Origin of the sequence: Hyphomonas adhaerens MHS-3 (assembly GCF_000685235.1) — a bacterium.
GTDB lineage: Bacteria > Pseudomonadota > Alphaproteobacteria > Caulobacterales > Hyphomonadaceae > Hyphomonas > Hyphomonas adhaerens.
The window spans coordinates 925,856-951,707 of record NZ_ARYH01000001.1 but is presented as its reverse complement, the minus strand read 5'-3'; the positions used below and the strand labels follow the sequence as shown (position 1 = coordinate 951,707).

Genomic DNA, 25,852 nt, shown 5'->3' with positions numbered 1-25,852 from the left:
TTTTCCGTCAGTCCTTCACCGGCATCAGGGTCATCGCCCCGATGACCATGGCTTCCGTGCCCAGTTCCACCGACGGCTCCGGCCAGATCCTGAAGAACGGGGAATGGTGGGACGACGCATTTTCCAGCTCATCGGCCGGCGTGCCGCCAACATTGAAATAGACGCCCTTCACGCCGGTATCCGGCGTAACGAAATAGGCAAAATCCTCTGCCCCCATGCCGCCGCGCGGCGGGTCCACCAGCACATCATCTGAAATACGCGCCGTAAACGCATCGCGCAGGCGCTGGGCGGTCGCCGGATCATTGATCGTGGGCGGTGTGGTTTCCGTCTCGGACCGGATAACCTCCGGCATCAGGTCTTCTGGCACATCCATCGAGATCGCGACGCCGCGCGCGACCCGGTCGATTCCGTCCAGCAATTCCTCACGCACGTCCGGATCGTCGGAGCGGACGGTGATCTGCATCTCGACCTTGTCGCCGATAATGTTGTGCTTGAAGCCACCATGGATGGCCCCAACCGTGATCACGCCCGGCTCCAGCGGCGCAATCGTCCGCGAGACGATCGACTGGAGTGAGACCACGATCTGAGATGCCACAAGAACCGGGTCGATCCCCATATGCGGATAGGCCCCGTGCGCGCCGACACCGTGAACAATGATGTCGACACTGTCGGAACTCGACGCGACCTGTTCCAGAGGCACCTCGATTGTTCCGGTCTCAAGTTCGGACGCGACATGGAAGGCAATCGCATAGTCCGGCTTCGGGAAACGCTCATAGAGGCCGTCCTGGATCATCGCGCGTGCGCCGCCGATCCGCTCCTCTGCGGGCTGGCCGACCAGCACCAGCGTGCCGGACCAATCTTCCTTGCGCGCGGCCATCTGGCGGGCGGCGCCGACCAGCGAGGTAATGTGCACATCATGCCCGCAGGCGTGCATCACCGGCTTCTCGATGCCGTCGATGTCGACCTGGGTGACCGTGGAAGGTTGCGCCACACCGCTATCTTCTTTCAACGGCAGGCCATCCATGTCGGCGCGCATCAGGACCGTCGGGCCGTCGCCGTTCTTCATGACCGCCACCACGCCGGTGCCGCCAACGCCTTCGGTCACGTCATAGCCGAGGGCCCGCAGTTCGGACGCAAGCCGCTTTGCGGTTTCTGTCTCCAGGAAAGAGAGCTCCGGGTGCTGGTGAAAATACTGGAACAAGGGTCCCAGATTTTCCTGATAGTCCTTGTCGATCGCCGCGCTGAGGTCGCTGTCGGCTGAGGCCATGCCCGCCGTTCCAAGTGCGATCAGTGAGGCGGCGCACGCCCGAAACGTCCAGTTCATGTGATGTCTCCCGCTGTTCACCTCAGGCTATGCGCCAGACCCGGCGGTGTAAATCACCGACCTGTCAGGCCCGGGCAAACCTGCAGAAAGTAAAGTACAAAGTCACTTTAGCAGGCACGCGGCAGCGATCCTGTTGATGGCCTTTCGCGAAGCCTGATAAGCGCCCTCTTCCCAAAGAAGGCCTCTCTAAATGTCTCTTGCGCTTATCCTCGCCGCGTCAACATTCACTGCCGAACCGGAAGATGCCCCGGCAAGACTCGATCCTGTCGTCACAACGGCAACGGCCAGCCAGACACCACTCAGCGACATCCCCATGTCGGTCAGCGTGATCAGCGGAGATGAGCTGGATTTCGCCTCCGCCTATCTCGGCGCAGAGGATGTGACTGACCTGCTCACCGGCGTGGAAGCCGCCGTGGCCAATGGCACCCAGGTGGCGTTCCAGATACGCGGGATCGGCGCGGTGGATCATCAGGCCCTGACGCCGGGCGCAGCAGCGGTCTATTCCGACGGCGTGTTGCTGGCGACGAATGTGCAGACCGGCCTCATGCTCTATGATCTCGCGGGAGTGGAAGTGCTGAAGGGGCCGCAAGGCACGCTGTTCGGGCGCAACGCGTCCTCAGGTGCGATCAGCTTCCTCACCGCCCGTCCGGGAGATGGCCAATCGCGTTACGTCCGCGCCGGGTATGGAAACCTGGAACGCACAGATGTCGAAGGGGCCTATGGGGACAGCGTCAATGACTTCAGCTTCCGCCTCGCCGGGCGCTACCTGTCGCGTGATGCTGCACTGGACAATGCCGGCGGGCCGGACGCAGCCGGCGGCATACGGGACGAGTTCGGCCTGCGGCTCGGTCTCAACTGGGAAGATGCCCTTGGCGGCAAACTTCTGGTCCGCACGCATTACGAGGAAGACAATGGCATCAATGCCGCACCGCGCAATGACACGCTGGACCTGTCGGATCACGAGATCTCCGTCGGCAGCGACGGCATTCAGGATACGGATAACGCGTTTTACGGCACCTCCGCCGAATACACGCGTGACATCGGTGGCTGGTCGCTGACGTCCCTCACAGCGTTCGAGGGATTTCATCAGGCATACGGGTTCGACTTTGACGGCGCGACGGCGCTCTTTGGCAATCCCCAGCTCAGCGCGAACCTCTCTTACCTCCGCGACTTCCGGCAATACTCCCAGGAAGTCCGCCTGAAGACCGAACGGGCCGGTGGCTCCACCCTGTTTGGCATCTATGCGGCCCAGGAAGATTTCAGCCAGACCTATACGATCTGGTGCGGCGAGCTGGATCCGGACACCTTGCTCGGCGCCTGCCCTTATGTCGGCGCCGCCAGCCGTGCAGGCCCGGCGCCCGTTTCCGATGGCGCCGCCATGACGCTTGTGACGGACATCCGGCAGAACCGCAAAGTGCTCGCCGCGTTCACCTATAATGAGTTCGCCCTGTCAGACAGGCTGACCGCAACGGTCGGAGCACGGATCACGCAGGAGAAAATCGAAGGCGCCGGCGCCGGCCGGCACATCTTCGATGATGGCATCGTCGGCTACAACAATGTCGGCGGGCTTGGCCTCGCATCCGGTTCCAACAAGATCGACGACACGCAGCTGACCGGCAATCTTGCCCTCGCCTACGAGACCGGCGCGGGCACGGCTTATGTGTCCGTTGCGAACAGCTACAAGTCCGCGGGCTTCAATGGCGAAGTGCAGAACAATGCGGCGCACTTTTCCGATGAAGGTCTCTTCGACGCCGAATCCGTCACAGCTTATGAGGCAGGCTTCAAAGCGACGCCCAGCGCCCACTTCGTCTGGAATGCCGCCCTGTTCTGGCAGGACTATGACTCCCCCCAGGCGCGTATCTTCGTGAACTTTCCCCTTCCCGGCGGCGGCAGCATCACCTCGAACTCCCTGTCGAACCTCGACGCCGCAATGGTCTACGGCCTCGATGCGGACTTCAGCTGGCAAGCCACAGAGTCGCTCTCCCTCAATGGCGGACTGACCCTGCTTGATACGGAAATCGACCAGACGTCCGACATCGGCGGCAACGCCGCAAAGTTCAACGGCAAGCCCCTGCCCTTCGCGCCGAAAACATCTGCGACCCTCGGCGGACGATACGATGTTGCCCTGGCCCCCTCCGTCACAGGTCACCTCTCCCTGCATGCCAAATATCGCAGCCGCTATTATCTGGACCCGGAAGGCCTTGAGGCCCGCTCTCAGAAGGGCTTCACGACGCTACAGGCGGAGGCGGGCATCCGGCTGGAAGACTCCGGTGTCGACGTGACGATCTGGGGCCGCAACCTGACGGATGAAGACTACGCGCTCTCGGGCTATGGGTTCATCGGCTATGACACGTTCCGCTCAGACCCGCGCACCTACGGCATCCGCGTCGGGTACAGCTTCTAGCGTCCGCAATCCCTGTCGAAGCGCATGGCAACGAAATGGACCGGATCGCCATTGGAATAGTTCAGCGCATAATATGGCTCTGACTCCGTGATGCAGAGGCCCATACCCTGCGCCTGATCGCGCAGGTGTTCCACTTCCTCCGCCACCGGCGGCTCGGCCTTCCGGTCCTCATAGTTCACGAGGTAGACAACCGGATAGGCGCGCTCGTCCGTCGGCAGGTCCAGCGGTGTTTCCGGCGGGTGGGTGTTCTGCGTCCCCATGGTCAGGATGTAGGACGGCTCGGCATAGCCAAGCGCGAGAATGCGCTCAGGCGGCGTCATCGCACACGCCTCTCCCGGAATGCCGCACACATCTTCCAGCGCAAGCCGCGCGGTTTCCGTCGGCTGCACCCAGACCTGGCTGGGCAACATGAAGATGCGGATATGCCAGCCGATCACGAAGGCGCCCGCCACAGCCAGAATGATGGACATGACCATCCGGGCACGGCTGAACTCGATCGCCGCTGCGCCGCACAGCGCAAACGCCGCCCACCACAGCCAGACCGGGTATTGGTAATAGGCTTGCCAGGTCGACAGGATTTCGGGTCCGGACGCCGTCTTAAAGTCTCCTGCCGCCTCGGCCATGAAGTAATGCGCCGCGCCCGGATAGGAGACGCCCAGCAACAAGGCAGCCCCAAGCCCGAACAGCGCGAGCGACAGCCAGCGCGAGACCGGCATGCTCCGCCCTTCGATCAGCCGCACGGCCGCATAGCCGCAGAGCAGCGCCATCCCCGGATAGGCGGGCAGGATATAGTGGCTCAGCAGGGTCGGCATCAGCTCGAAGAAAGCCCAGGTCAGCAGCGTCCAGGACAAAAGCAGGCGCAGGCCCTTCACCTCTGCCGACGCTTCCGGCGAAACCGGCGCCCGGCGCCACCATTCATCCCGTGTCGAGAGGAAACCGAACACAAGCAGCAGCACCGCCGGGTAGGCCACCTTGATCCCATTGGCCGCGGATGCCGGCAGGACCAGCGCCAGCAGCAGGCTCAGCGCGAGCAGCGCGCCGCCAATCATCAGCCCCGGCCGCCCGGCCCGCGGCACAGTCGCCTGCCGCACATCTTTCCAGCCGGCAACGAGTCCGGGCACGATCAGCAGGATCGCGGGGAAGAACCACACTGGCAGATGGGTGAGGTGAAAGAACGGCCAGCCGCCATGGCCTTCGGAGGCGCCGGTGAATTTGTCTTTCAGGTCCTTGCCGACGGCGCCCTGCAGGAATTCTCCGCTGGTCGCGATCTGCACCCAGGTAAACCAGGGCAGCACCAGCGCCACGAACAGAAGCGGCCCCGGCCACCAGATGAGCGGGCGCCACCAGTCGCCCCCCTTCCCGTTTTCAGCCCGGCCCCAGACCCAGGCGCCGACCCCGGCATAGGCCGCAACCATCGGCGTGACCGGTCCCTTGATCAGGAAGCCCAGTCCCATGGCGAGCCAGAACAGGAGAGCCGCCTTCTTCGGCGGCCCCTCGCGGAGGTAGAGCCGTCCCAGCGCGCCAATGCCAAATGTTGTCAGGCAGACCAGCACCGCATCGGTCTTGGAAATATGCGCCTCGGAGGTCAGCAGCAGGGTTGAGCCGAACAGCGCCGCGCCGAGAAAGGCCGCCCGCCGCCCGACCAGCGGGATGCCGCACCAGAAACAGGCCACCGCCGCGAGGCTCGCGCCGATCCAGCTCGGGAAACGATAGGTCCAGATCTGCTTCGCTTCCGGCCCGGTGAAGACCGCCGTCGAGGCTGCCTGCAGCCAGTGGATCCCGGCGGGCTTCTTGTTGCGCAGCTCATCCTGATACTGGATGCGGATATAGTCATGGTCCTCCAGCATCTGCTTGGAGGCCTGGGCGAACCGGCTTTCATCGCGGTCCAGCGCGGGCAACAGGAAAACGCCGGGCGCAGCGGCGCTGAACGTAATGAGGAAGAGAGCGACCCAGGCTTTCCAGCCGGTCGAAAGGCGGTCGAGCAATGTCATGACCCATGCTCTAACCGCTTCGGGCCGCTTCGTCTTGCGCTTTTGGACGCAGGTGCCCGTATCAGCCGCAAGTGAAGCGCAGGGCTCGCCATCTGGCGGAACGCTCTGTATGACGCGAAGACTTTCGGGGGCCGGCTTATCGGGGGCCCATCAGCAGAAGGGATCTGGAATTGGACCAGGCTCTTGAGTTTTCCGTCGTCGTTCCGGTGCACAATGAATCCGGAAATGTGGCAACCCTGATCAGCGAGATCGCCAAGGCCCTCGACGGGCGCGCCTATGAAATGGTGTTTGTCGACGACGCCTCGACCGACGATACCCGCGCCCGGCTGGTGGAGCTGAAGGCGGATTATCCGATGCTTCGCGTCATCGGCCACCGGAAGAATGCCGGCCAGAGCCGCGCGATCCGGTCTGGCATCCTTGCCGCCAAGGCCCCCGTCATCGGCACGCTGGACGGTGACGGCCAGAACGATCCGGCCGACCTGCCAGACCTCTACCGCCAGCTGACCCGGCAGGATGCGCCGGAGAAGCTGAACATGGTGATGGGCCGCCGGGCCAAGCGCAAGGATACCGCCTGGAAGCGGTTCGGCTCCCGCTTCGCCAACAATATCCGCAAGCGCATGCTGAAGGATGATTGCGACGACAGCGGCTGCGGCATCAAGGTGATGAAACGCGCCGCCTATATCCAGCTGCCCTATTTCGATCACATGCACCGCTACATGCCCGCCCTGATGCGGGCCGAGGGGCTCGATGTGGAATACCGCGATGTGAACCACCGCGAGCGCGGGACGGGCAAGTCGAACTACACGAATTTCGGCCGCCTGAACGATGCCCTCTCTGACCTGCGCGGCGTCACCTGGCTGATCCGCCGCCGGCGCCATCCGGGCGGCGCGGACGAGATCTGACCGTTACCGGATTCCCGGGCTGCCCGCCCGCAAATCGCCCGATTTACGGGAATACTGGTGGTTAAGGCCGTGGGGGTTTTTCCTCGCCTCGCCGGAAACTATCCGGTACACCTCGTGTTAACACGCGCTGAGCGACGGGTTAGTGAACATGAAAAAGGACACACAGGCAGCCATCGCTGGCGGTTTTATCGCCAGGAAAAGACGGCAGAATGCCGGGTCCCGCAGCAGCACCGAAAAGGGGTATTTGATGCGTGCAATCTTCGGAATCTTTCCGCTACTGGTCGTTCCGGTGGCCCTCTACAACCTTCTGGCCGTCATGGCTGGCGGTCCGGCCACCACAACCAATGAACTGGGCCAGATCGTTGCCAGCGACATGGCTCCGCTCCAGGCGGTGCTGAACGAGACTTTCTTTACCCTGCCCATGATTTCCGGCGTGCGGTGGGTGCTGACACAGGGCGATGCCATCCTGCTGTTGTCGATCGTTTTCCTGTTCCTGGAAATCCTGAAATCCACCAGCACCGGCACCTCGACCATCATCAATCACGCGATTTCGATGATGCTGTTCATTCTGTGCCTGATCGAATTCCTGCTGGCGCCGAACTTCGCCACCTCCACCTTCTTCATCCTGATGTCGATGACACTTCTGGATGTGCTGGCCGGCGTGGTGGTGACCATCGTGTCTGCCCGCCGCGACTTCGGGGTCGATCACGGCTGAGCCTGACCGGACAGGTACAACGGAAAAAGCCCGCTCAACCGAGCGGGCTTTTTTGTTTCCGGAAGGCGCGCGGGCGTCAGTCCTTGCGGTAAAGCTCTGCCAGCTGGTCCTGAATGGCGGACATCTGGGCCTGCATGTTGGCCAGCGCCTCGGCCTGCATTTCCATCATGGAGCCGGCGGGAGACGAGGATGACCCCGGCTTCTGCGGCTTGGTCGAATTGTAGAGCGTCGGCATGAACATCTTCATGGCCTGCTCGAACATCACCATGTTCCGGCGGGCCTGTTTCTCGAACATGGTCATCGGGTTGGCCGCTTTCTGCCATTCCTTCTGCGCTTCGGCGAAGGAATTCATCGACATGTCGAGGAAAGCCGGCAGAAAGGTCTGCGCGCCGCCGCCATAGAAGCCGATCAGCTGGCGCAGGAAGTTCAGCGGCAAGGCGCCCTCGCCCTTGGTTTCCTGCTCGAAGATGATCTGGGTCAGAACCTGACGCGTCAGATCCTCCCCCGTCTTGGCATCCCGGACCTCGAAATCCCGACCCTCGCGGACCAGTTCCGACAGGTGATCCAGCGTCACATAAGACGATGTCGACGTGTCGTAGAGGCGCCGGTTTGCGTATTTCTTGATGATGATTGGCCCCGTAGAGCCCGTCCCTTTGACCATTTTCATCCCTCAGCTTTCCCCATGGGAAAAGCAATTTTTGTGCTATGCCGCATAATCTCGCATAAATTCTGCATGCGACCAATGCGCTATTGAAGTTCCTGCGACAGTAGCGCTAAGCGTGTTGCAGTGCAAAAAATCCAGGGAGGAGCACCCATGTCCAAAACGGTTCTGGTCACAGGCGGTACACGCGGTATCGGTCACGCCATCAGTGCAGCCATGGCAAAAGCCGGCTACAAGGTGGCGGCAAACTATGCCGGTAACGATGAAGCCGCCAAGGCAACGGCCGACGAACTCGGCATCCATGTCTACAAGTTCGACGTCGCCGATTATGACGCCGTCGGCGCTGGCATCGCCGCCATCGAGAAAGATCTCGGCCCCATCGACATCGTCGTCAACAATGCCGGCGTGACGCGCGATGCGCCGTTCCACAAGATGACCAAAGACCAATGGCAGCAGGTGATCGACATCGATCTCACCTCCGCCTTCAACGTCACCCGCCAGGTGTGGGACGGCATGCGCGAGCGCAGCTGGGGCCGCGTCATCAACATCTCGTCCATCAACGGCCAGAAGGGCCAGTTCGGCCAGGCGAACTATTCCGCCGCCAAGGCCGGCCTGATCGGTTTCACCAAGGCGCTGGCCCAGGAAGGCGCCAAGAAGGGCATCACCGTGAACACGGTCTGCCCTGGCTACATCGACACCGAAATGGTGCGCGCTGTGCCTGAGAAAGTGCTCGAAAGCATCATCTCGACCATCCCGGTCGGCCGTCTCGGCAAGCCGGAAGAGATCGCCTCCATGTGCGCCTATCTCGCCAGCGACGACGGCGCTTTCATCACCGGCGCAACGATGACGGTGAACGGCGCGCAGTATATCGCCGGCTAAGCCTGTTTCATTCCGGAACAAACAAACGCCCTCCCCTGCCGGGAGGGCGTTTTTTCATGTCAACGCATGATCATGACCGGACCATAATGGATCAGGCCGTGCCCCGGCATGACCAGACATGACCATGCCGGACCATAACGGACTTCGGCGGATCAGACCGTCAGGACGATCTTGCCGAAATGCTTCTGGCTGGCCTGGTGGGCGAAAGCGTCGGCAATCTTGTCCAGCGGGAATGTGGAATCGATCACCGGCTTGATGCCGTTCGCTTCGAGGGCGTCGATCATATCTTCCTGCATGCGGCGCGAGCCGACCGTGATGCCGGACAGGGTGATGTTGCGCGAGAACAGCGCCGCCGTCGGCACTTCGCCTGACACGCCGGTGAGCACGCCGATCAGCGAGATATGCCCGCCCGGGCGGCAGGCCGCGATGGACTGGGCCATGGTGCCCGGCCCGCCGATCTCGACGACTTCATCCACGCCGCGCCCGCCGGCCAGCTTGAAGGCTTCGGCGCCCCATTCCGGCGTTTCCTTGTAATTGATCACATGATCGGCGCCGAGGGCTTTCAGTTTCTCCAGCTTTTCCGGCGAGGAAGACGTGGAGATCACCCGGCAGCCGGCCGCCTTGGCCAGTTGCAGCGCAAAGATCGACACGCCGCCCGTGCCCTGGGTCAGCACCCAGTCGCCCGGCTTGATCTTGCCTTCGGCCACGATCCCGCGCCAGGCGGTGAGCGCCGCACACGGAAGGGTCGCGGCTTCTTCAAAGCTCCAGCCTTCCGGGATGCGGGTGAAGGCGGTTTCGGGCGCGGTCACCAGTTCGGCGCCAAAGCCGTCTGCCCCGTCTCCGGGGACGGAATTGAACCCTGCCGCCTCGATCTGGCCGGACTGCCAGCCGGGGAAGAACAGGGACAATACCTTGTCGCCCACTTTCCACTTGGTGACGCCCTCGCCAACAGCGACCACTTCACAGGCGCCGTCCGACATGGGGATACGCCCGTCGGGGGTCGGAATGCCGCCCATGACGACGACGAAGTCGTGATAGTTGAGGCTGGAGGCGCGCACACGCACCAATACTTCGCCCGGGCCTGCAACGGGATCTGGACGGTCTTCGATGACGAGATTGCCGGGCCCGCCAGGCTTCTTAACAGCAGCAACTTTCATGGGGTCTTCCTCCTGAATTTTTCAGGAGGGGACGGGCCCCGCCCTAGGGTAAGTCAAGCAGAACCGGCGCGGGGTCCGGGCCCCGGCCCTGACCGCCACAGAGGCACTCAGGCGTTTTGCGCCATCGCCGCGATTCGCTCTTCCCGCAGGGTCTTGCGGCGCACCTTGCCCGCATCGTCGCGGACCGCTTCGCTGACATATTCGAAGCTCTTCGGGATCTTGTAGCGCACCAGCATGGTGGAGAGGTGGGCCGCCATGTCGGCCTCGTCCACCGCGCCTTCGGGACGGCAGATCACGGCATGCAGGCGCGCGCCCATATCCTCGTCCGGCAGGCCGATCACGGCGGAAGAGTGCACGCCCGGATAGGCGTCGATCGCAGCTTCCACTTCGGCCGGATAGATGTTCGCCCCGCCCGACAGGATCATGTCCGACAGGCGGTCTGTCAGATAGAGATAGCCGTCTTCATCCAGATAGCCCATGTCGCCGAGGCTTTCCCAACCGCCTTCGATCGATTTGGCTTCAGCGCCGATATAGCGATAGGTCGTGCCCGCCCCGTCGAGCGGGCGCATGAAGATCTCGCCGACTTCCCCGGGCGGCAATTCCTTGCCGGTCTCGTCGACGACGATCATTTCGCACGCTTCGACCGGTTTGCCGACAGAGCCGCGATGCTCCAGCCATTCCGTGCCCTGAATGATTGTCGTGCCCTGCCCTTCCGTGCCGGCATACAGTTCCCAAATGACATCGCCGCCGAGCCATTCGATGAAACATTCCTTCAGCCAGGCCGGGCATGGCGCCGCCAGGTGCCACAGCGCTTTCAGGCTGGACAGGTCATACTTGCTCCGCACCTCTTCCGGCAGGGCCCAGATGCGGCGCATCATGGTCGGCACGGTGTAGACGACGTCGATCTTCAGCCGCTCGATGGTTTCCAGCGTCTTCTCTGCGTCGAAGCGTGTCGTGATGGCGACGGTGCAGCCCTTGAACAGGGCGATCATCGCCCACATGAACGGGCCATTGTGATAGAGCGGGCCGGGGATCAGCATCGCCCCCTGTACCGGGATTTCGAGATAGGGCAGCTCCGGGTCCCAGGCGGCCGGGATCTTGGAGACAATCAGTTTCGGCCGGCCGGTGGAACCGCCGCTGGTCATCGCCTTGATCGAGGCGGCCATGCGCTCGGGCAATTCCGTATCCGGAAGGGTCGCGTCCGGCTCGTAATTCTCCGGCACCGACGGCGTGTCGCCATATTCGCCGGCCGGAACACCGACAACGAGGGACGGCTTGCCAAGCTCCACGATCTGGTCGCGCTCATGCTTGGGCAGGCGCGCGGAGATCGGCTGCGGTGTGGCGCCCGCCTTCCAGGTGGCAAGGCAGGCCGCGAAGAATTCGATCCCGTTCGGCAGCGCGATGGTGACGAAATCGTCCTGTTTCACACCCAGCTTTTCATAGGCCCGCGCCAGGCGGTTTGTGCGCCGGTCGAGCTCGGCCCAGCTGATCTGGACCCCCTCATGGTCAATGGCCGGCCGGTCCGGCTGTTGCGCCGCCCAGTAAGCCACAATGCGTGAAAGCGTGATGATCGCCACAGGTTTCCTCCTCACCCAAGTCTAATTTTCTTGTTTATATATCCGCACGTTTCAGAAGGCGTTGGAAGCCCTCCCAGAACTCCGCGCGCTTGTCGTCGGTCTCCATCAGGATCTCGTGCATCGCGCCCTCGATGGTGACGTGCTCGCAATCCGGCAACCGTTTGCAGATCGAGGTATGGGTCGCATTGTCGACCAGCTGTTCCTCGGCGGCCGATGCGACGAACACCGGAATGGTCACCGTGCTCAGCGTCTTTGCCTTGGTAAAGCCGGCCAGGATATCCAGCGACGCGCCGAGCCAGCCCCAGGTCACCGGGCCGAGTTCGAGGTCCGGCCGGGCATCGACCAGGTCGCGCTGCAGCTGCCAGTGTTTCTTGTCGTGGGTGACGATATTCGTCTCGAACGTCTCCGGCGGGCCGGGCTGGACCGCATAATCGCCGGACCGGCCCGTCGCGCGCATCGCCCAGACGAGATAGCGCATGCCGAGGAATTTCGACTTGATCCCCCACATCGGCGCGCTGAAGGCGGCTGCGTCCACTTTGACCAGGCCATCGGCAATCGCGGCCAGCGCAATCGCCCCGCCCATGGAATGGGCCAGCGACACGTAAGGCCGCGGCAGGCGGTCATCGAGGGCTTCCAGCCCATTGGCCAGCGCGCCCATGAACGTCTCGAACCGGTCGATATGGCCTTTTTTCGAATCGTCCAGCAGACGGTCCGACAGGCCCTGCCCCGGCCAGTCGAGAATGACGACGGCAAAGCCCATGGTCTGCAGCTCGCGCCCGACCTCGAAATATTTCTCGATGAATTCCGTCCGCCCGGGACAGACAATCACCGTGCCGCGCGGCTTGTCCGGTGCCAGCGCCGGAGCGATGCAGGCCCGAAGATTCCGGCCGCCCGTGCCCTTGAACCAGACGATCTCGGCCCCCTTCGGCGGCGGATTGCCGGGGACGAGGACGAATTCGGTATCCGGCGGCAGAGGCGTGTCCATGCAATTTTATCCCAGACGGAAAAGGCCGCCCGCAGGGTGTCCCGGGGCGGCCTGACCTGTCAAACCCGAAGGGCTGCTCGCCTTAGGAGAGCGCCTTCATCAGGCTCTGAAGCTGCATGGCAACCGACATGTCGCCTTCAACTTTCAGTTTCCCCTGCATGAACGCCATTGTGGCGTCGAGGCCGCCGGAGGCGATCTTCTTGAAGTCTTCCCAATCAACCTTGATCGTCGCATCCGCAGCGTCGTCAGAGTTGTTGGCCACGCCATTCATGCCGTCGATGAAAAGTTTGCCGGCGTCGCCGAAGTCAAATTTCACTTTTTTCTTGAAGTCGCCGCCTGCGGAAACAGCGTCATTGGCCTTGGCTGTAAGTTCTGCGAGATCCATGAGATTCCTCCTTGGGATGGATTTGAAGCGATAAAGCAGACCCCCGGTATGAAAATCAAGGAAAAGCTGTGTGACATACCGTACCGTAAGGGACCGTGAGCGGGGCGTTCCGGTCCCGGCGCGGCCCGGCCGCCTGACCACCTGAAATTATGTAAGGGCCGTTTCAGATCTGCTTGACCTTGCGCTGCGGAAGCGTGGAAGGTCGCGGCATGAGTTGGGAAAAGTCGATTGAAGAACTCCGCCGCCGTGAACGGCTGGCCGAGAAAATGGGCGGCGAAGAGCCCGTCGAACGCCAGCGCGGACGCGGCAAGCTGACCGTCCGCGAACGGGTCGCCTTCCTGGCAGATCCCGGCAGCTTCCACGAGATCGGCAAGATTGCCGGCAAGGCCACCTATTCTGCCGATGATGAACTGGAAGCGTTCCTGCCGTCCAATTCAGTTACCGGACGGGCCACCATCAATGGCGAATCCGTCGCGATCCTCGCCGATGATTTCACCGTGCGCGGCGGCGCCTCGGATGCCTCGATCCGGGGCAAGCTGATCATGATGATCAAGATGGCCGCCGAATACCGGATGCCGCTGGTCCAGATGATCGACGGCACCGGCGGCGGCGGGTCGGTGAAATCTCTGGAACAGGACCCGCGTACCTATATTCCCGAAACGCCCGGCTGGGACGAGATCGTCCACGGCATGTCGCAGGTGCCGTTTGTCTCGCTCGCGCTCGGCCCCTGCGCCGGCATGGGCGCGGGCCGGGTCGCGGCCAGCCATTTCTCGGTCATGGTCAAGGAACTCAGCCAGGTGTTCGTGGCCGGCCCGCCGGTGGCGATTGCGCTGGGCGAAAACGTCACCAAGGAAGAACTCGGCGGCTGGAAGATCCAGGCGCAGAACGGCACGGTGGACAATGTGGTCGACACCGAAGCCGACGCCTTCATCACGGCGCGGCGTTTCCTGTCCTACCTGCCCCCGTCCGTACACGACCTGCCTGAGCGCACCTCACCGGCAGACCATCCGGACCGGAAAGAAGAGAGCCTGCTCTCCATCGTGCCGACCGATGGCAAGACACCCTACAAGCCGCGCAAGATCATTGATGCCACGGTCGACCATGGCAGCTTCTTCGAGATCGGCAAGGAATGGGGCCGCGGTATCGTCGCGGGCCTCGCCCGGATCGACGGCTATCCGGTCGGCATCCTGGCAGGCGACCCCTTTTTCCTGGACGGGGCGTGGACGGCGGATGTCTGCGACAAGGTCACCCGCCACATGGATCTCTGCTCCATGTTCCACCTACCGGTCATCCACTTTGTCGATTGTCCCGGCTTTGCCGTGGGCGTGAAAGCCGAGACGGCAGGCGTCACCCGCGCAGGCGTGCGGGCAATGACCGCAGTCTACCAGGCCGACGTGCCGGTCTGTTCCGTCGTCATACGGAAGGCCTATGGCCTGGCCGGATCGGTGATGATGAACCAGTCAAGGACCAAGTGGCGCTATTGCTGGCCAAGCGGAGACTGGGGCAGCCTGCCCATGGCCGGCGGCATCGAGGCCGCCTTCCGCAAGGAGCTCGCCGAGGCCGAAGACCCCGACGCCCTGAAAGAACAATTGTACCGGAAATTCGAAGCGATCCGCTCGCCCTTCCGGACGGCGGAAAGCTTTCTGGCGGAAGAAATCATCGACCCGCGCGACACTCGGCCCCTGCTGGTGGATTTCATCCATCACGCCTGGCGGACCCTGGAACCCGGCGTGCGCAAGGTCGGATACCGGCCCTGACCGAAATCAGGGCCAGTATCAGGGTAGAAGCCCCCACTCTCCCCTTAGATTGAAGTCAGAACTTCTTTTGCCGCCGCGTGGCACTTGTCGATCTCGTGATCGAGGCCAACGCAGATACGGGTCCAGTTCGGCAGGTCGCTCCAGCGTTCGCCCACAACGCGGACATTGCGGTCCAGCATCTTGGCCGCGAAATCCTTCGCCGGCATGCCGACATCCATGTAGATGAAGCTGCCCTGCGGATCCGGCGCGATCGGACGGCCGAGGTCTGCCGCCATCGCGACCAGCTTCTGACGCCCACGGATCATGGTGGCACGCATCTTTTCAAAATGGGCCGTATCCTTGACGCTGGCGATACCGCCGACGAGGCCGAGATAGTTCACGTTCGACAGACGGCCGGTCTTGCGCATGTCCATCGCCATGTCGGCAGGCATCAGGCCATAGCCGAGGCGCTGACCGGCCATGCCGTAGATTTTCGAGAAGGTCCGCGCGACGATAACCGGCTTACCGGCTGCCACAAATTCGGACATCACATTGCCCGGATAGTCATCTGACATGTCGAGATAGGCTTCGTCGACGAAGACCGGAACCTTGTTGCTGACGTCTTCGACGAAGGCTTTCAGCTGTGCCGTCGGGATCGTCTTGCCGGTCGGGTTGTTCGGGTTGCAGAGATAGACCGCGCCGGTGTCCGGCCCGACGCGGGCGGCGATGGCTTCCATGTCATAGCCCATGTCCTGGGTCAGCGGCATGTAGACCACTTCGGTGCCGGCCTGCTCGGCAACGCGCGGCACGCCTTCATAGGTGATGGCAGAGGTGACGATCTTGCCGCCATTCACATTCACCCAGTCGGAAAAGGCGGCGAGGATCGGGGTCGAGCCATTGGTGACCAGCACCTGCTCCGGCGCGACGCCTTCTTTCGCCGCGATCATCTCGGCGAATTTCATCACGGTCGGATAGGTGTAGCGGTAGAGATTACCCGCTTCGGCCTTGATCGCCTCAACGGCCATCGGCGACGGGCCGTAGGGGTTTTCGTTCGACGACAGGATGGCAATCGCATCCGGATCGACGGCATCATTGGCCGGCGTGGCGGCGGTGGCCGTCTCCGAACAGGCCGTCAGGGCCGTCGCTGCGCCAACAGCGCCGGCGCCCGCCAGCTTCATCAGGCTGCGGCGGGAAGGAGAAAAGAGCGGTTCGCTGGAAAATCTGGTCATGGCCTTGAGTCCTTAGAATGGTCCGGAGGGTCTCTCACCGAGGCTGGAGGACCGGCGCACCCTCCGAAGCGCCGGATATGGCGAGACGATCCGCCCCGCCTGCAGTCTCGGCAACACAAAGGTCGCCCGGCCGGGGAATCCGCCGTCAATTGCATCCCTGCTGACCAGAATCGCCTGACAGGCGGGCGCAGTTGGCACTCAGCGGCGGGCCGAACCGGCAAACGGGCGCCCGTCCGTGACGGCCACGCCGCAATTTTTCGCTTTCCGAGCGGAATATTGCCTTTTTCCGCGTTTCATGTGGGAGTTGCGTCCAGTGGAGGGACATTCATGAACATCAAAGCATTCCGTATCGCACTGTCTGCGGTCACCCTGTCGACGCTTGCCCTGACGGGTTGCGGCGGCCCTGGCGCCAGCCGCGACTCCGCCCGGCCGATGGGCGCGCCCCCTCCCCCGGCTGAAATGTCCATGGGCGCAAAGTTCGCCGCAGAAGGCGACATGCTCATGGAGCAACTGGACGCAGGCGGCGGCCAGGCGGGCGGCGAAACCGTGGCCCAGCAATACATCGCCTATTCCCACTCCCTCGGCATGCGCCTGCCGGTCGCGGCCATCGAGCCGACGCTGCAGGGGCATATCGATGCCTGCAACAAGGCCGGACCGGCCGTCTGCATGGTGACGAATTCCTGGATGAACGCCTATTCCGAGGACGAGGCCTCCGCCTCGCTGAACCTGCGGGCGACGCCTGCCTGGATCGACCAGTTCCTGAACGGCGTCGAGGCAGAGGCAGAAGCCGCAAAAGGCGAGATCACCAACCGCCAGACCACGGCCGAAGACCTCACCGTCTCCATCATCGACACCGATGCCCGCCTGAAAGCCCAGCAGACCCTGCAGGCCCGGCTGGAGCAGCTGCTGGCCGACCGGCCCGGCAAGCTGGGTGAGTTGCTGGAAACCGAGCGCGAACTCGCCCGCGTGAATGGCGAGATCGATTCGCTGACCTCCTCGCTCGCCGCCCTGCGCCAGCGGGTAAACATGAGTGAACTGTCGGTCAGTTACGAGACCAAGCGCAACCCGGTCTCGCAAGGCGCGCTGCAGCCGCTGGCCCGCGCCTTCGGGGATTTCTTCTATAATCTGTCGAGCGCGCTCGCCGCCGTGATCACGGCCTTTGCCGTCGGCCTGCCCTGGCTGATCCTGATCGGCGTGTTCGTCTGGATCTGGCTGAAACTGATCTGGCCGCGCGTCCGCCGCAAGAAAAGCTGAGGCGCCCTTCCCCCAAAAGCAAAGCCCCGCGAAGCGATCCGCGGGGCTTTGTCTTTATGGAATGAAAGATCAGGCCTTCGCGGCGACTTTCTTCTTTGCTTTCGGCTTGGTGCGGCCAAGCAGCAGGTGCGCGATTTCCTTCGGCACGACCATCAGCATGTCGTGGACGGCGCGGTCCCAGTCATCGAGGATTTCCTTGGCCCGGACAGAGCCCGTGCGGCGCACATGTTCCTCGATCAGGGCCTTGGCCTCGCCGATATGCTCGGTCGGCATTTCCGGCAGCGGGTACCAGTCGATCGAGTCCGGGTTGGCGATCCGTTCGAACCGGTTGGTAGGATCCCAGATGAAGGCCGCCCCGCCTGTCATGCCGGCACCGAAATTGTCGCCCGCAGGGCCGAGGATCACCGCGCGGCCATTGGTCATGTACTCGCAGCCATTGGCGCCGCAGCCTTCGACCACCGTCTTCGCGCCGGAGTTCCGCACCGCGAAACGCACGCCCGCCGTGCCGGAGGCGAACAGCTTGCCGCTGGTCGCGCCGTAAAGACAGGTATTGCCGATGATCGCATCGCCGGAGGCCGAGCGCCGGTCTTGCGGACGCGGAGCCACGACGATGGTCGCGCCCGACAGGCCCTTGCCGACATAGTCATTGGCATCGCCGATGACTTCCAGCAGCAGGCCCTGCACCGAGAAGGCACCGAGCGACTGGCCCGCAGACCCTTCGAGCCGGATATGCAGCCGGCCTTCCGGCAGGGCATGCATACCGAACTTGCGGGTAATGGCGGAACTGGACCGTGTGCCGATGGCGCGCATCGTGTTCTGCACATCATATTCCAGCTGCATCTTCTCGCTGCGTTCGAAGAAGGGTTCTGCGTCGCGCAGGATCTGGGCGTCCAGCGTGTCCGGCACTTCCTCCCGGTGGGTCGGCTGGTAGACGATGGGCTTGTCGGTATCGACCTGGACCAGGAGCGGGTTGAGGTCGAGGTCATCGAGATGCGTTGCGCCGCGGCTGACCTGGGCCAGAAGGTCTGTCCGGCCAATGGCCTCATCCAGCGATTTCAGGCCGAGCGAGGCCAGGATCTCGCGCACGTCTTCGGCGATGAAGCTCATCAAATTGACGACCTTCTCCGGCGTGCCGGTGAAGTGGGCGCGCAGCGCCTCGTCCTGCACACACACGCCGACCGGGCACGTATTGGAATGGCACTGGCGCACCATGATACAGCCCATGGCCACCAGCGAGGCCGTGCCGATGCCGTATTCCTCGGCGCCCAGCATGGCCGCAATGACAATGTCGCGTCCGGTCCGCAGGCCGCCATCGGTCCGCAGGGTAACCTTGTCGCGCAGATTGTTGAGCGACAGGATCTGGTGCGCTTCGGCGAGGCCCATTTCCCATGGCAGGCCGGCGAACTTCACCGAGGTCTGAGGGCTGGCGCCCGTGCCGCCGACACCGGCGGCGATGAGGATGATGTCCGCCTTGGCCTTGGCAACACCGGCCGCGACCGTGCCGACGCCGGACTGTGCGACGAGCTTCACGCAGACGCGGGCCTCCGGATTGATCTGCTTCAGATCGTAGATCAGCTGAGCCAGGTCTTCGATCGAATAGATGTCATGGTGCGGCGGCGGTGAGATCAGCGTCACACCTGGCGTGGCATGGCGCAGGCGGGCAATGAATTCCGTCACCTTGAAACCGGGCAGCTGGCCGCCTTCGCCGGGCTTGGCGCCCTGGGCCACCTTGATCTCGATCTCGCGGCACTGGTTCAGATATTCCGCCGTCACGCCGAAACGGCCAGACGCGATCTGCTTGACCGAAGAGTTCATGTTGTCGCCATTCGGCAGCGGGCGGTAGCGGGCACGGTCTTCCCCGCCCTCCCCGGAGACGGACTTCGCTCCGATCCGGTTCATGGCGATGTTCAGCGTGCCGTGCGCCTCGGGGCTCAGCGCACCGAGCGACATGCCGGGCGTCACGAAACGCTTGCGGATCTCGTTGATCGACTGAACCTGCGTCAGCGGCACCGGTGGCAAATTGCGTTTGAAGTCCAGCAGGTCCCGCAACTGGATCGGGTCGCGTGCCTCCAGCGCATCGGCGAACTTGCGGTACACCGAGTAGTCGCCGGTATTGCAGGCCGTCTGCAGCGTGTGGATCAGCGTGCCGTCCAGGGCGTGCGGTTCATCATTGGCGCGCAGCCGGTAGAAACCGCCGACCGGCAGGGAGATGACATCCTCGTCGAACGCCATTTCGTGGCGCACCAGCGCATTCTCTTCCAGGCCTGCAAGGCCGAGGCCGGAGATGCGGCTGTTCATGCCGGGGAAATAGTCCGCCACCAGCGCGCGGGAGAGGCCGAGCGCCTCGAAATTGTACCCGCCGCGGTAGGAGGAAATCACCGAGATGCCCATCTTGGACATGATCTTCAGCAGGCCCGCCTCCACAGCGGCCTTGTAATTGTGCACGCATTCCTCAAGCGGCGTATCGCCATACAGCCCGCGGCCATGCCGGTCGGTGATGGCGTCCTGTGCGAGGTAGGCATTCACGCAGGTGGCGCCCACACCGACAAGCACGGCAAAGTAATGCGTATCCAGACACTCCGACGAACGCACCGTGATGGAGCAGAACGTCCGCAGACCTTGCGCCACGAGATGCGAGTGCACTGCGCCGGTGGCCAGGATCATCGGGATCGCTGTCCGGCTGGCGGACTGGTACTGGTCTGTCAGGACAATGTGCTCGCGGCCTTCGCGCACGGCATCTTCGGCTTCCTGGCGGATCCGGGAGAGCGATTCCTTCAGCGCGCTGCCGTCATTCGTTACGTCTTCGGCCGGGAACGTACAATCGATCTCGGTGTAGGAGACGCCGAGGCGCGTCAGCAGCCGCTCATACATGCCATTGGTCAGCACCGGGCTTTCCAGCACGAAGACTTCCTGCTGCGACTTGTCGGTATCGAGCACGTTGCCGAGGTTCTTGAACCGCGTCTTGAGGCTCATCACGCGTTCTTCGCGCAGCGGATCAACCGGCGGGTTCGTCACCTGGCTGAAATTCTGCCGGAAGAAGTGGCTCATCGGGCGATAGTTGAAGGAGAGGACCGCCGGGGCCGTATCGTCCCCCATCGAGCCGATCGCCTCCTTGCCCGTCTCCACCATCGGCGACAGGATCATTTCCAGCGTTTCCAGCGTGTAGCCAGCGGCCGTCTGGCGGCGCAGCAGCTCTTCCTTGGCGAACATCGGCGGCTCTTCCCCGACGCTGATCTCCGGCTCCAGTTCGGTAACGGCCGACAGCCATTCCTCATAGGGCGCCTGTGCGGCGAGGTGGTCGACAATGTCCTTGTGGTCATAGAACTTGCCGGTTTTCAGGTCCGCCGCGATCATGCCGCCTGCGGGGATCGAGCCGCGCTTGGCCACTTCATGATCACCCAGTGGGCACATGCCTGTTTCGGAGCCAACGGCGAGAATGCCGTCCGTGGTCAGCGCATAGCGCAGCGGGCGCAGGCCGTTACGGTCAAGCCCGGCAATCGCCCAGCGGCCGTCATAGGCCGCAATGCCTGCCGGGCCGTCCCACGGCTCCATGACCGAGTTGCAGTAGTCATACAGCGCCCGGTGGGCCAGCGGCATGACCGAATCGCGCTTCGACCAGGCTTCCGGAATCAGCATCGCCTTCGCCATCGGCGCAGACCGGCCGGACTTGCAGAGCAGCTCCCACACGGAGTCCAGCGCGCCAGAGTCCGACGTACCGTCCGGGATGACCGGTTTTACGTCTTCGACATGCTCGCCATAGGTTTCCGACACCATGCGGATCTCATGGCTCTTCATCCAGTTCTTGTTGCCGCGCACCGTGTTGATCTCGCCATTATGGGCGATCATGCGGAACGGCTGGGCCAGCGCCCATTGCGGGAATGTGTTGGTCGAGTAGCGCTGGTGATAGATCGCAAAGGCGGAGCTGAATTGCTCGCTCTGCAGGTCGAGGTAAAACTTGTCGATATCCTGCGCCAGGAACATGCCCTTGTAGATCAGCGAGGCATTGCTCAGCGAACAGATGTAAAAGGCAGGGATCGCCGCTTCGCGGGCCCGGCGTTCGATCCGGCGGCGGCAGATATACAGCGCCCGTTCCAGTTCCTCGCTGGAGCGGCCCATCGCATCGCGGAACATGATCTGTTCAATTGCAGGCCGCGTATCCTTCGCCTTCTGGCCGATCACCGACACGTCGATCGGAGGCTGGCGCCAGCCATAGATATAAAAGCCGAAGTGCAGGACTTCTGTTTCGACCAGCGTCCGGGCCGCTTCCTGCGCGGCAAAGTCCGTGCGCGGCAGGAAGATCTGGCCAACGCAGATCGGATCGTCCGTCGGCTTGTGCCCTGTGCGGGTGACGTGCTCGCGGAAGAATTCCTGCGGCACTTCCACACGGATCCCGGCGCCGTCGCCGGTCTTGCCGTCGGCATCGACGGCCCCGCGGTGCCAGACATTCTTCAGGGCCTTGATGCCCATCTCGACAATCTCGCGGCGCGGCTTGCCGTCTAGCGAGGCCACAAGGCCGACGCCGCAGGCATCATGCTCGTCCAGCGGATTGTAGGCATTCGCCTCGATCAGCATGTCGCGATTTGCGAGATAGCGTTCGATCTCACTCATTTTATTCTCCCTGCAGACGGGCAAGAAATTCAGCGCCGGTCAGGCGCGGGGCATTGCCGGTAAAATCATAATGGCCAGGCATTTCCTCGATGAAGATATGCTCGGCAAGTGTCAGGCGGCCCGGTTCATCCAGGCAGCCGACCTGAACGAAATAGAGGTCGCGGTTTTCCTTCAGGCGATAGAACAGATTGCTGCCGCACCCGGCGCAAAAGCCCCGCTCCGCCCACTCCGAACTGGAATACCATGTCAGATGGCTTTCGCCGGAGATGTTCATGCTGACCATTTCGGTCGCCATTCCCGGCCCGCCATTCCAGTGCTGGCACGTGTTGCAGTGGCAGACGCCGAACTCGTCGCCATCCTTCAGCGTGCCTTCAAACTGAACGGCCCCGCAAAGGCACCGTCCTTTCATGCGCTCTGCCATGGCTACTCCGCCGCCACTTTCGAGGCGCGTGCGTCCTGCTTCATGGCCTGGTGCATGGCCTCTGCTGCGTCACGGCCATCCTTGATGCCCCAGACGACGAGGGAGGCCCCGCGGACAATATCACCGGCGGCATACACGCCCGGCAGACTGGTCTCCATGGTGGAATAGTCCACCTTCACCGCGCCCCAGCGATTTACCGAAAGGGCCGGTTCATCGAACAGAGCCGGCAGGTCTTCCGGGTCGAAGCCCAGCGCCTTGATCACCATGTCGGCCTTCACATTGAAGGTCTCACCGGTTTTCACCGGGCTCTGGCGGCCGGAGGCATCCGGTTCGCCCAGTTTCATCCGTGCAGCGCGAACGCCCTTCGCCTTGCCCTTGGTGTCGAGAATGGCTTCCGGACTGGCGAGCCATTCGAATTTGACGCCTTCTTCTTCGGCGTTCTGCACTTCGCGCTGGCTGCCCGGCATATTGGCCCGGTCACGGCGATAGAGACAGGTCACCGCTTTTGCGCCCTGGCGGATCGCCGTGCGCACGCAGTCCATCGCGGTGTCGCCGCCGCCGATCACCACGACGCGCTTGTCGTTCGCGTCCAGCGTGCCGACGTCGAACTCCGCCACGGCATCGCCAAAGCCCTTGCGGTTCGATGCGGTCAGGTAATCCAGCGCGGCATGCACGCCATCGGCGCCGGAGCCCGGGCATTTCAGATCCTTGGCGGCATACACGCCGGTCGCAATCAGCACCGTGTCGTGCGTGTCGCGCAGCTTCTGCAGCGTCACCTTCTTGCCGACCCGCGTGTTGAACTTGAACTTGATGCCGGAGTCCTGCAGCCGCTTGATGCGCCGCTCGACAATGTCCTTCTCCAGCTTGAAGCCGGGAATGCCATAGGTCAGCAGGCCGCCGCCCCGGTCATACGCGTCATAGACCGTGACCTGATAGCCTTTGCGGCGCAGCTGTTCGGCCGCGGCGAGGCCTGCCGGCCCTGCCCCGATGATCCCCGCCGATTGCTTGCGCTCGCGCATCGGCTTGATCGGCTCCACCCAGCCTTCGGCCCACGCATTGTCCGTGATGTATTTCTCGATCGAGCCGATCGTCACCGTGCCGTGGCCGGATTGCTCGATCGTGCAGATGCCTTCGCACAGCCGGTCCTGCGGACAGATGCGGCCGCAGATTTCCGGCATGTTGTTGGTTGAGGACGAGACCCGCCAGGCTTCTTCCAGCCGGCCCTCGGCCGCCAGGCGCAGCCAGTCGGGGATATTGTTCTGCAACGGGCAGCCCTGCTGGCAGAACGGCACGCCGCATTGCGAACAGCGCGACGCCTGCGCCTTTGCGGCGTCCGCGGCGAACGCGTCATAGATTTCCGCGAAATCCGTTGCCCGCTGTTTCGCCCCACGCTTGTCCGGCATGGTGCGCGGCACATGGATAAACTGCAGCATTCTCTCCGCCATAAAGGCCTCCCGAACATTTGCACTGGGCATAGAACCAGAGCGCGCAAGCGGCAAGATGAATCTGCAATACCGAATATCAACATGATACTCATTGGCCAAAATAGTGCTGCTGCGACCCTGAGCGGCTGAGTCGGTATGTCCAATATATATCAAAACGATATTGAGAAAAGCGCGTGCCTCTCCGGTCAAACCAAATTAGACCTTCTGCCAAAGTTCTGAAAGGCCAGCCCGTTGTCACTGCTACAGCTCGCCATTATCGCGACCCTTCAGGGGATCACCGAATGGCTGCCCATCTCCTCCTCCGCCCATGTCCTGCTCGCCTCCGACACGTTCGGAGTGACCGGACGGGATGAACTCCTCATCAATGCCGTTTCCAATCTCGGCACGCTGGCGGCGATGCTGATCTATTTCCGCAAGGATGTGATCCTCGCTTTCCTCGGCGGGTTTGAGCTTCTGGCCGCCCCTGTCTCGAAAAAGCCCCTGTCGCAGGGCGGGCGCCTCGCCGCCTGCGTGATCGTCGCCACGCCCATCGCCCTGATTGCCGCCCTGCTCTACGAGGCCGTCCTGCCCCAGGACCTGCAGGACATGATGCGCAGCGTCTACACCGTGGCCGGGGCGACCATCATCTTCGGCGCCCTGCTCTGGTGGGCCGACGTGGCCGGACCGCGCACCCGCAAGGAAGAGGACATGACCCTCGCCCATGCCGCGCTGATCGGCGCAACGCAGGCCATCGCTGCGATCATTCCCGGCACCAGCCGCTCCGGCATCACCATGACGGCCGCCCGCGCCCTCGGCTATGAGCGCACTGAAGCGGCCCGTATTTCCATGCTGATCGGCGCGCCAATTCTTGCCGCCGCCGGCCTTTACGGGGCCTATGGCCTGTTTTCCGCAGACCCGGACGGCACAGGCGTGCTGACCCTGAAGGATGGATTGGTGGTGGCAGGCATCGCCTTCATCACGGGGCTCGCCTCAATCTGGGGCCTGATGGCCCTGTTGCGGCGGATGAGCTTCCTGCCCTTTGTTTTGTACCGGTTCCTGCTGGGGGCCCTGCTGCTGCTGGGCTCTCCCCTGGTCGGCCTGTTCTAGGTCTTGTTCCGGATCAGGCTTCGGACGCCTTGTGGAACTCGCCATAGTCGCGGAAACGCCACAGATAGGTCGGCACGATGGCTTCCGGCGTTTCCAGCGTGGTCACACCCAGATCTTCCAGCGTCAGCGCATCGTCTGCCACGACATTGTCGGTCTTCAGCATCTCGACCTGGTCGCCGGTGACCGGCGGCTGGCCAAGGAAGCCCCAGGAAAACGGCGGAACGTAGCGCCAGACCGCACCTGACAGGTAACCGATCGGCTTGGCCAAAACGAATGGCAGGCTGATCTTGAAGCGCGGGCGGGAAATCGTCTTGCAGATGAAGTCGTAGATCTCGTTCATCGTGTAGACGCGCGGACCGCCAAGCTCATAGGTCTTGCCTGCGGTGGTGTCGTCATCGACCGACACGGCAATCGCTTCGGCCACGTCCCCGGCATAGACCGGCTGCATCTTCGTCTTGCCGCCGCCGATGGCCGGCATCACCGGAGCCACGCGGGCCATCTGGGCGAACTTGTTGAAGAACTCGTCTTCCGGCCCGAACACGACGGACGGGCGCAGGATGGTGGCGGTGGGCACCGCCTTGCGCACAGCCTCTTCGGCTTCGGCCTTGGTCCGGGCATAGTGCGACTTCGATTCCGCATCGGCGCCGATGGCCGAAATCTGAACGAACCGGGTGATGCCCTTCTCTGCCGCCACTTCAGCCAGCAGGGCTGCGCCGTCGGCCTGTGTGGATTCGAAGGTCTGCTTGCCTTTTTCGGTGAGGACACCGACGAGGTTCACCACGGCATCGGCATCTTCCAGCGCGCGCTCGATCGAGGCGCGGTCGCGGATATTGGCCTGCGCGATGTCGACCCAGCCCGGTGCACCCGCGAGACGCACCTCGCCCGCCAGATTCACCCGGCGGCAGGCCACGCGGACACGCCAGCCCTTTTTCACCAGCTCCCGGGCGGCATAGCGCCCGATAAAGCCCGAACCGCCGAAAATGGTCACCAAGCCCTTGGTCATGTTGGTCAAACCCTGCCTGAACAGTTGATCTGTCGCCTTTCACCACACGCCGCGGGGCCTGTCTATGGCCCCCGTGCGGGGCGCAGCAGC

19 protein-coding genes are annotated in these 25,852 nt (G+C 63.0%); 7 read left to right on the top strand and 12 right to left on the bottom strand.

Features of this window, described 5'->3' with window-relative positions:
* Positions 1-7: 7 nt before the first annotated feature.
* The gene (locus tag HAD_RS04760) at positions 8-1,324 is read right to left on the bottom strand and encodes an amidohydrolase (protein ID WP_035569716.1); all 1,317 of its coding nucleotides are present in this window, start codon (positions 1,322-1,324) and stop codon (positions 8-10) included.
* Between the two features lie 190 nt (positions 1,325-1,514).
* On the opposite strand from HAD_RS04760, the gene HAD_RS04755 reads away from it, so the two are divergent.
* Positions 1,515-3,728, top strand: coding sequence for a TonB-dependent receptor (locus HAD_RS04755; protein WP_035569715.1), 2,214 nt, complete (start codon positions 1,515-1,517; stop codon positions 3,726-3,728).
* Here the strand turns inward: HAD_RS04755 and HAD_RS04750 are convergent.
* Positions 3,725-5,719, bottom strand: a complete 1,995-nt coding sequence (locus HAD_RS04750) for an ArnT family glycosyltransferase (RefSeq protein ID WP_035569713.1) — start codon at positions 5,717-5,719, stop codon at positions 3,725-3,727. The two genes, HAD_RS04755 and HAD_RS04750, sit on opposite strands and share 4 nt — an antisense overlap.
* 170 nt (positions 5,720-5,889) lie before the next feature.
* Here HAD_RS04750 and HAD_RS04745 point away from each other — a divergent pair, with 170 nt between their 5' ends.
* Both HAD_RS04745 and HAD_RS04740 read left to right on the top strand, forming a co-directional pair.
* Complete coding sequence (locus HAD_RS04745) at positions 5,890-6,621, top strand: glycosyltransferase family 2 protein (RefSeq protein ID WP_051595926.1); 732 nt, start codon at positions 5,890-5,892, stop codon at positions 6,619-6,621.
* Between the two features lie 247 nt (positions 6,622-6,868).
* Positions 6,869-7,336 carry a hypothetical protein gene (locus HAD_RS04740; protein ID WP_035571637.1) on the top strand — a complete coding sequence of 156 codons (468 nt, stop codon included), beginning with the start codon at positions 6,869-6,871 and terminating at the stop codon, positions 7,334-7,336.
* A gap of 76 nt (positions 7,337-7,412) precedes the next feature.
* Here the strand turns inward: HAD_RS04740 and phaR are convergent, their stop codons facing one another.
* Positions 7,413-8,003 (bottom strand): polyhydroxyalkanoate synthesis repressor PhaR, encoded by a 591-nt coding sequence (phaR, locus tag HAD_RS04735; protein WP_241765300.1) that lies wholly within the window; start codon positions 8,001-8,003, stop codon positions 7,413-7,415.
* Between the two features lie 147 nt (positions 8,004-8,150).
* Here phaR and phbB point away from each other — a divergent pair, with 147 nt between their 5' ends.
* On the top strand, positions 8,151-8,876 hold the full coding sequence (gene phbB, locus HAD_RS04730) for an acetoacetyl-CoA reductase (RefSeq protein WP_035569709.1): 726 nt from the start codon (positions 8,151-8,153) through the stop codon (positions 8,874-8,876).
* A 152-nt stretch (positions 8,877-9,028) separates the two neighbouring features.
* Here the strand turns inward: phbB and HAD_RS04725 are convergent, their stop codons facing one another.
* The 4 genes from HAD_RS04725 to HAD_RS04710 all read right to left on the bottom strand — a co-directional run bounded on the left by HAD_RS04725 (position 9,029) and on the right by HAD_RS04710 (position 12,980).
* Positions 9,029-10,033, bottom strand: a complete 1,005-nt coding sequence (locus tag HAD_RS04725; protein ID WP_035569707.1) for a zinc-dependent alcohol dehydrogenase family protein — start codon at positions 10,031-10,033, stop codon at positions 9,029-9,031.
* Positions 10,034-10,140: 107 nt separating this feature from the next.
* Complete coding sequence (locus HAD_RS04720; RefSeq protein ID WP_035569706.1) at positions 10,141-11,610, bottom strand: AMP-binding protein; 1,470 nt, start codon at positions 11,608-11,610, stop codon at positions 10,141-10,143.
* A 34-nt stretch (positions 11,611-11,644) separates the two neighbouring features.
* Positions 11,645-12,595 carry an alpha/beta fold hydrolase gene (locus HAD_RS04715; protein WP_035569704.1) on the bottom strand — a complete coding sequence of 317 codons (951 nt, stop codon included), beginning with the start codon at positions 12,593-12,595 and terminating at the stop codon, positions 11,645-11,647.
* An 82-nt stretch (positions 12,596-12,677) separates the two neighbouring features.
* Entirely contained in the window at positions 12,678-12,980 is a 303-nt protein-coding gene (locus HAD_RS04710) for an SCP2 sterol-binding domain-containing protein (protein WP_034766830.1), read from the bottom strand.
* Between the two features lie 209 nt (positions 12,981-13,189).
* Between HAD_RS04710 and HAD_RS04705 the strand changes: the two genes are divergently transcribed.
* Positions 13,190-14,737: an acyl-CoA carboxylase subunit beta gene (locus HAD_RS04705; RefSeq protein WP_035569702.1), complete on the top strand. Its 1,548-nt coding sequence runs from the start codon at positions 13,190-13,192 to the stop codon at positions 14,735-14,737.
* 44 nt (positions 14,738-14,781) lie between these two features.
* Here HAD_RS04705 and HAD_RS04700 read toward each other — a convergent pair whose 3' ends face one another.
* The gene (locus HAD_RS04700) at positions 14,782-15,945 is read right to left on the bottom strand and encodes a pyridoxal phosphate-dependent aminotransferase (protein WP_035569700.1); all 1,164 of its coding nucleotides are present in this window, start codon (positions 15,943-15,945) and stop codon (positions 14,782-14,784) included.
* A 327-nt stretch (positions 15,946-16,272) separates the two neighbouring features.
* On the opposite strand from HAD_RS04700, the gene HAD_RS04695 reads away from it, so the two are divergent.
* Complete coding sequence (locus HAD_RS04695) at positions 16,273-17,199, top strand: DUF4349 domain-containing protein (protein WP_051595925.1); 927 nt, start codon at positions 16,273-16,275, stop codon at positions 17,197-17,199.
* Positions 17,200-17,268: 69 nt separating this feature from the next.
* Here the strand turns inward: HAD_RS04695 and gltB are convergent, their stop codons facing one another.
* Genes gltB through HAD_RS04680 form a run of 3 tightly spaced genes read right to left on the bottom strand, consistent with a single transcriptional unit; the run spans position 17,269 to position 23,673 of the window.
* Positions 17,269-21,807 carry a glutamate synthase large subunit gene (gene gltB / locus HAD_RS04690; protein ID WP_035569698.1) on the bottom strand — a complete coding sequence of 1,513 codons (4,539 nt, stop codon included), beginning with the start codon at positions 21,805-21,807 and terminating at the stop codon, positions 17,269-17,271.
* A gap of 1 nt (position 21,808) precedes the next feature.
* Positions 21,809-22,228, bottom strand: coding sequence for a GFA family protein (locus tag HAD_RS04685; protein ID WP_035569697.1), 420 nt, complete (start codon positions 22,226-22,228; stop codon positions 21,809-21,811).
* Between the two features lie 2 nt (positions 22,229-22,230).
* On the bottom strand, positions 22,231-23,673 hold the full coding sequence (locus HAD_RS04680; RefSeq protein WP_035569696.1) for an NAD(P)-dependent oxidoreductase: 1,443 nt from the start codon (positions 23,671-23,673) through the stop codon (positions 22,231-22,233).
* A 231-nt stretch (positions 23,674-23,904) separates the two neighbouring features.
* Between HAD_RS04680 and HAD_RS04675 the strand changes: the two genes are divergently transcribed.
* Positions 23,905-24,759 (top strand): undecaprenyl-diphosphate phosphatase, encoded by an 855-nt coding sequence (locus tag HAD_RS04675; protein WP_035569695.1) that lies wholly within the window; start codon positions 23,905-23,907, stop codon positions 24,757-24,759.
* Positions 24,760-24,772: 13 nt separating this feature from the next.
* On the opposite strand, the gene HAD_RS04670 is transcribed toward HAD_RS04675, so the two are convergent.
* Positions 24,773-25,762 carry a complex I NDUFA9 subunit family protein gene (locus HAD_RS04670; protein WP_035569694.1) on the bottom strand — a complete coding sequence of 330 codons (990 nt, stop codon included), beginning with the start codon at positions 25,760-25,762 and terminating at the stop codon, positions 24,773-24,775.
* Positions 25,763-25,852 lie beyond the last annotated feature (90 nt).

Bases quoted from the DNA above. Each gene is read 5' to 3' on its own strand.
- HAD_RS04705 (WP_035569702.1), top strand. From the start codon at position 13,190: ATGAGTTGGGAAAAGTCGATTGAAGAACTCCGCCGCCGTGAACGGCTG.
- HAD_RS04725 (WP_035569707.1), bottom strand. From the start codon at position 10,033: ATGAAAGTTGCTGCTGTTAAGAAGCCTGGCGGGCCCGGCAATCTCGTC.
- HAD_RS04710 (WP_034766830.1), bottom strand. From the start codon at position 12,980: ATGGATCTCGCAGAACTTACAGCCAAGGCCAATGACGCTGTTTCCGCA.
- HAD_RS04715 (WP_035569704.1), bottom strand. From the start codon at position 12,595: ATGGACACGCCTCTGCCGCCGGATACCGAATTCGTCCTCGTCCCCGGC.
- phaR (WP_241765300.1), bottom strand. From the start codon at position 8,003: ATGAAAATGGTCAAAGGGACGGGCTCTACGGGGCCAATCATCATCAAG.
- HAD_RS04755 (WP_035569715.1), top strand. From the start codon at position 1,515: ATGTCTCTTGCGCTTATCCTCGCCGCGTCAACATTCACTGCCGAACCG.
- HAD_RS04700 (WP_035569700.1), bottom strand. From the start codon at position 15,945: ATGACCAGATTTTCCAGCGAACCGCTCTTTTCTCCTTCCCGCCGCAGC.
- HAD_RS04760 (WP_035569716.1), bottom strand. From the start codon at position 1,324: ATGAACTGGACGTTTCGGGCGTGCGCCGCCTCACTGATCGCACTTGGA.
- HAD_RS04685 (WP_035569697.1), bottom strand. From the start codon at position 22,228: ATGGCAGAGCGCATGAAAGGACGGTGCCTTTGCGGGGCCGTTCAGTTT.
- HAD_RS04670 (WP_035569694.1), bottom strand. From the start codon at position 25,762: ATGACCAAGGGCTTGGTGACCATTTTCGGCGGTTCGGGCTTTATCGGG.
- HAD_RS04695 (WP_051595925.1), top strand. From the start codon at position 16,273: ATGAACATCAAAGCATTCCGTATCGCACTGTCTGCGGTCACCCTGTCG.
- HAD_RS04750 (WP_035569713.1), bottom strand. From the start codon at position 5,719: ATGACATTGCTCGACCGCCTTTCGACCGGCTGGAAAGCCTGGGTCGCT.
- HAD_RS04740 (WP_035571637.1), top strand. From the start codon at position 6,869: ATGCGTGCAATCTTCGGAATCTTTCCGCTACTGGTCGTTCCGGTGGCC.
- HAD_RS04680 (WP_035569696.1), bottom strand. From the start codon at position 23,673: ATGGCGGAGAGAATGCTGCAGTTTATCCATGTGCCGCGCACCATGCCG.
- phbB (WP_035569709.1), top strand. From the start codon at position 8,151: ATGTCCAAAACGGTTCTGGTCACAGGCGGTACACGCGGTATCGGTCAC.
- gltB (WP_035569698.1), bottom strand. From the start codon at position 21,807: ATGAGTGAGATCGAACGCTATCTCGCAAATCGCGACATGCTGATCGAG.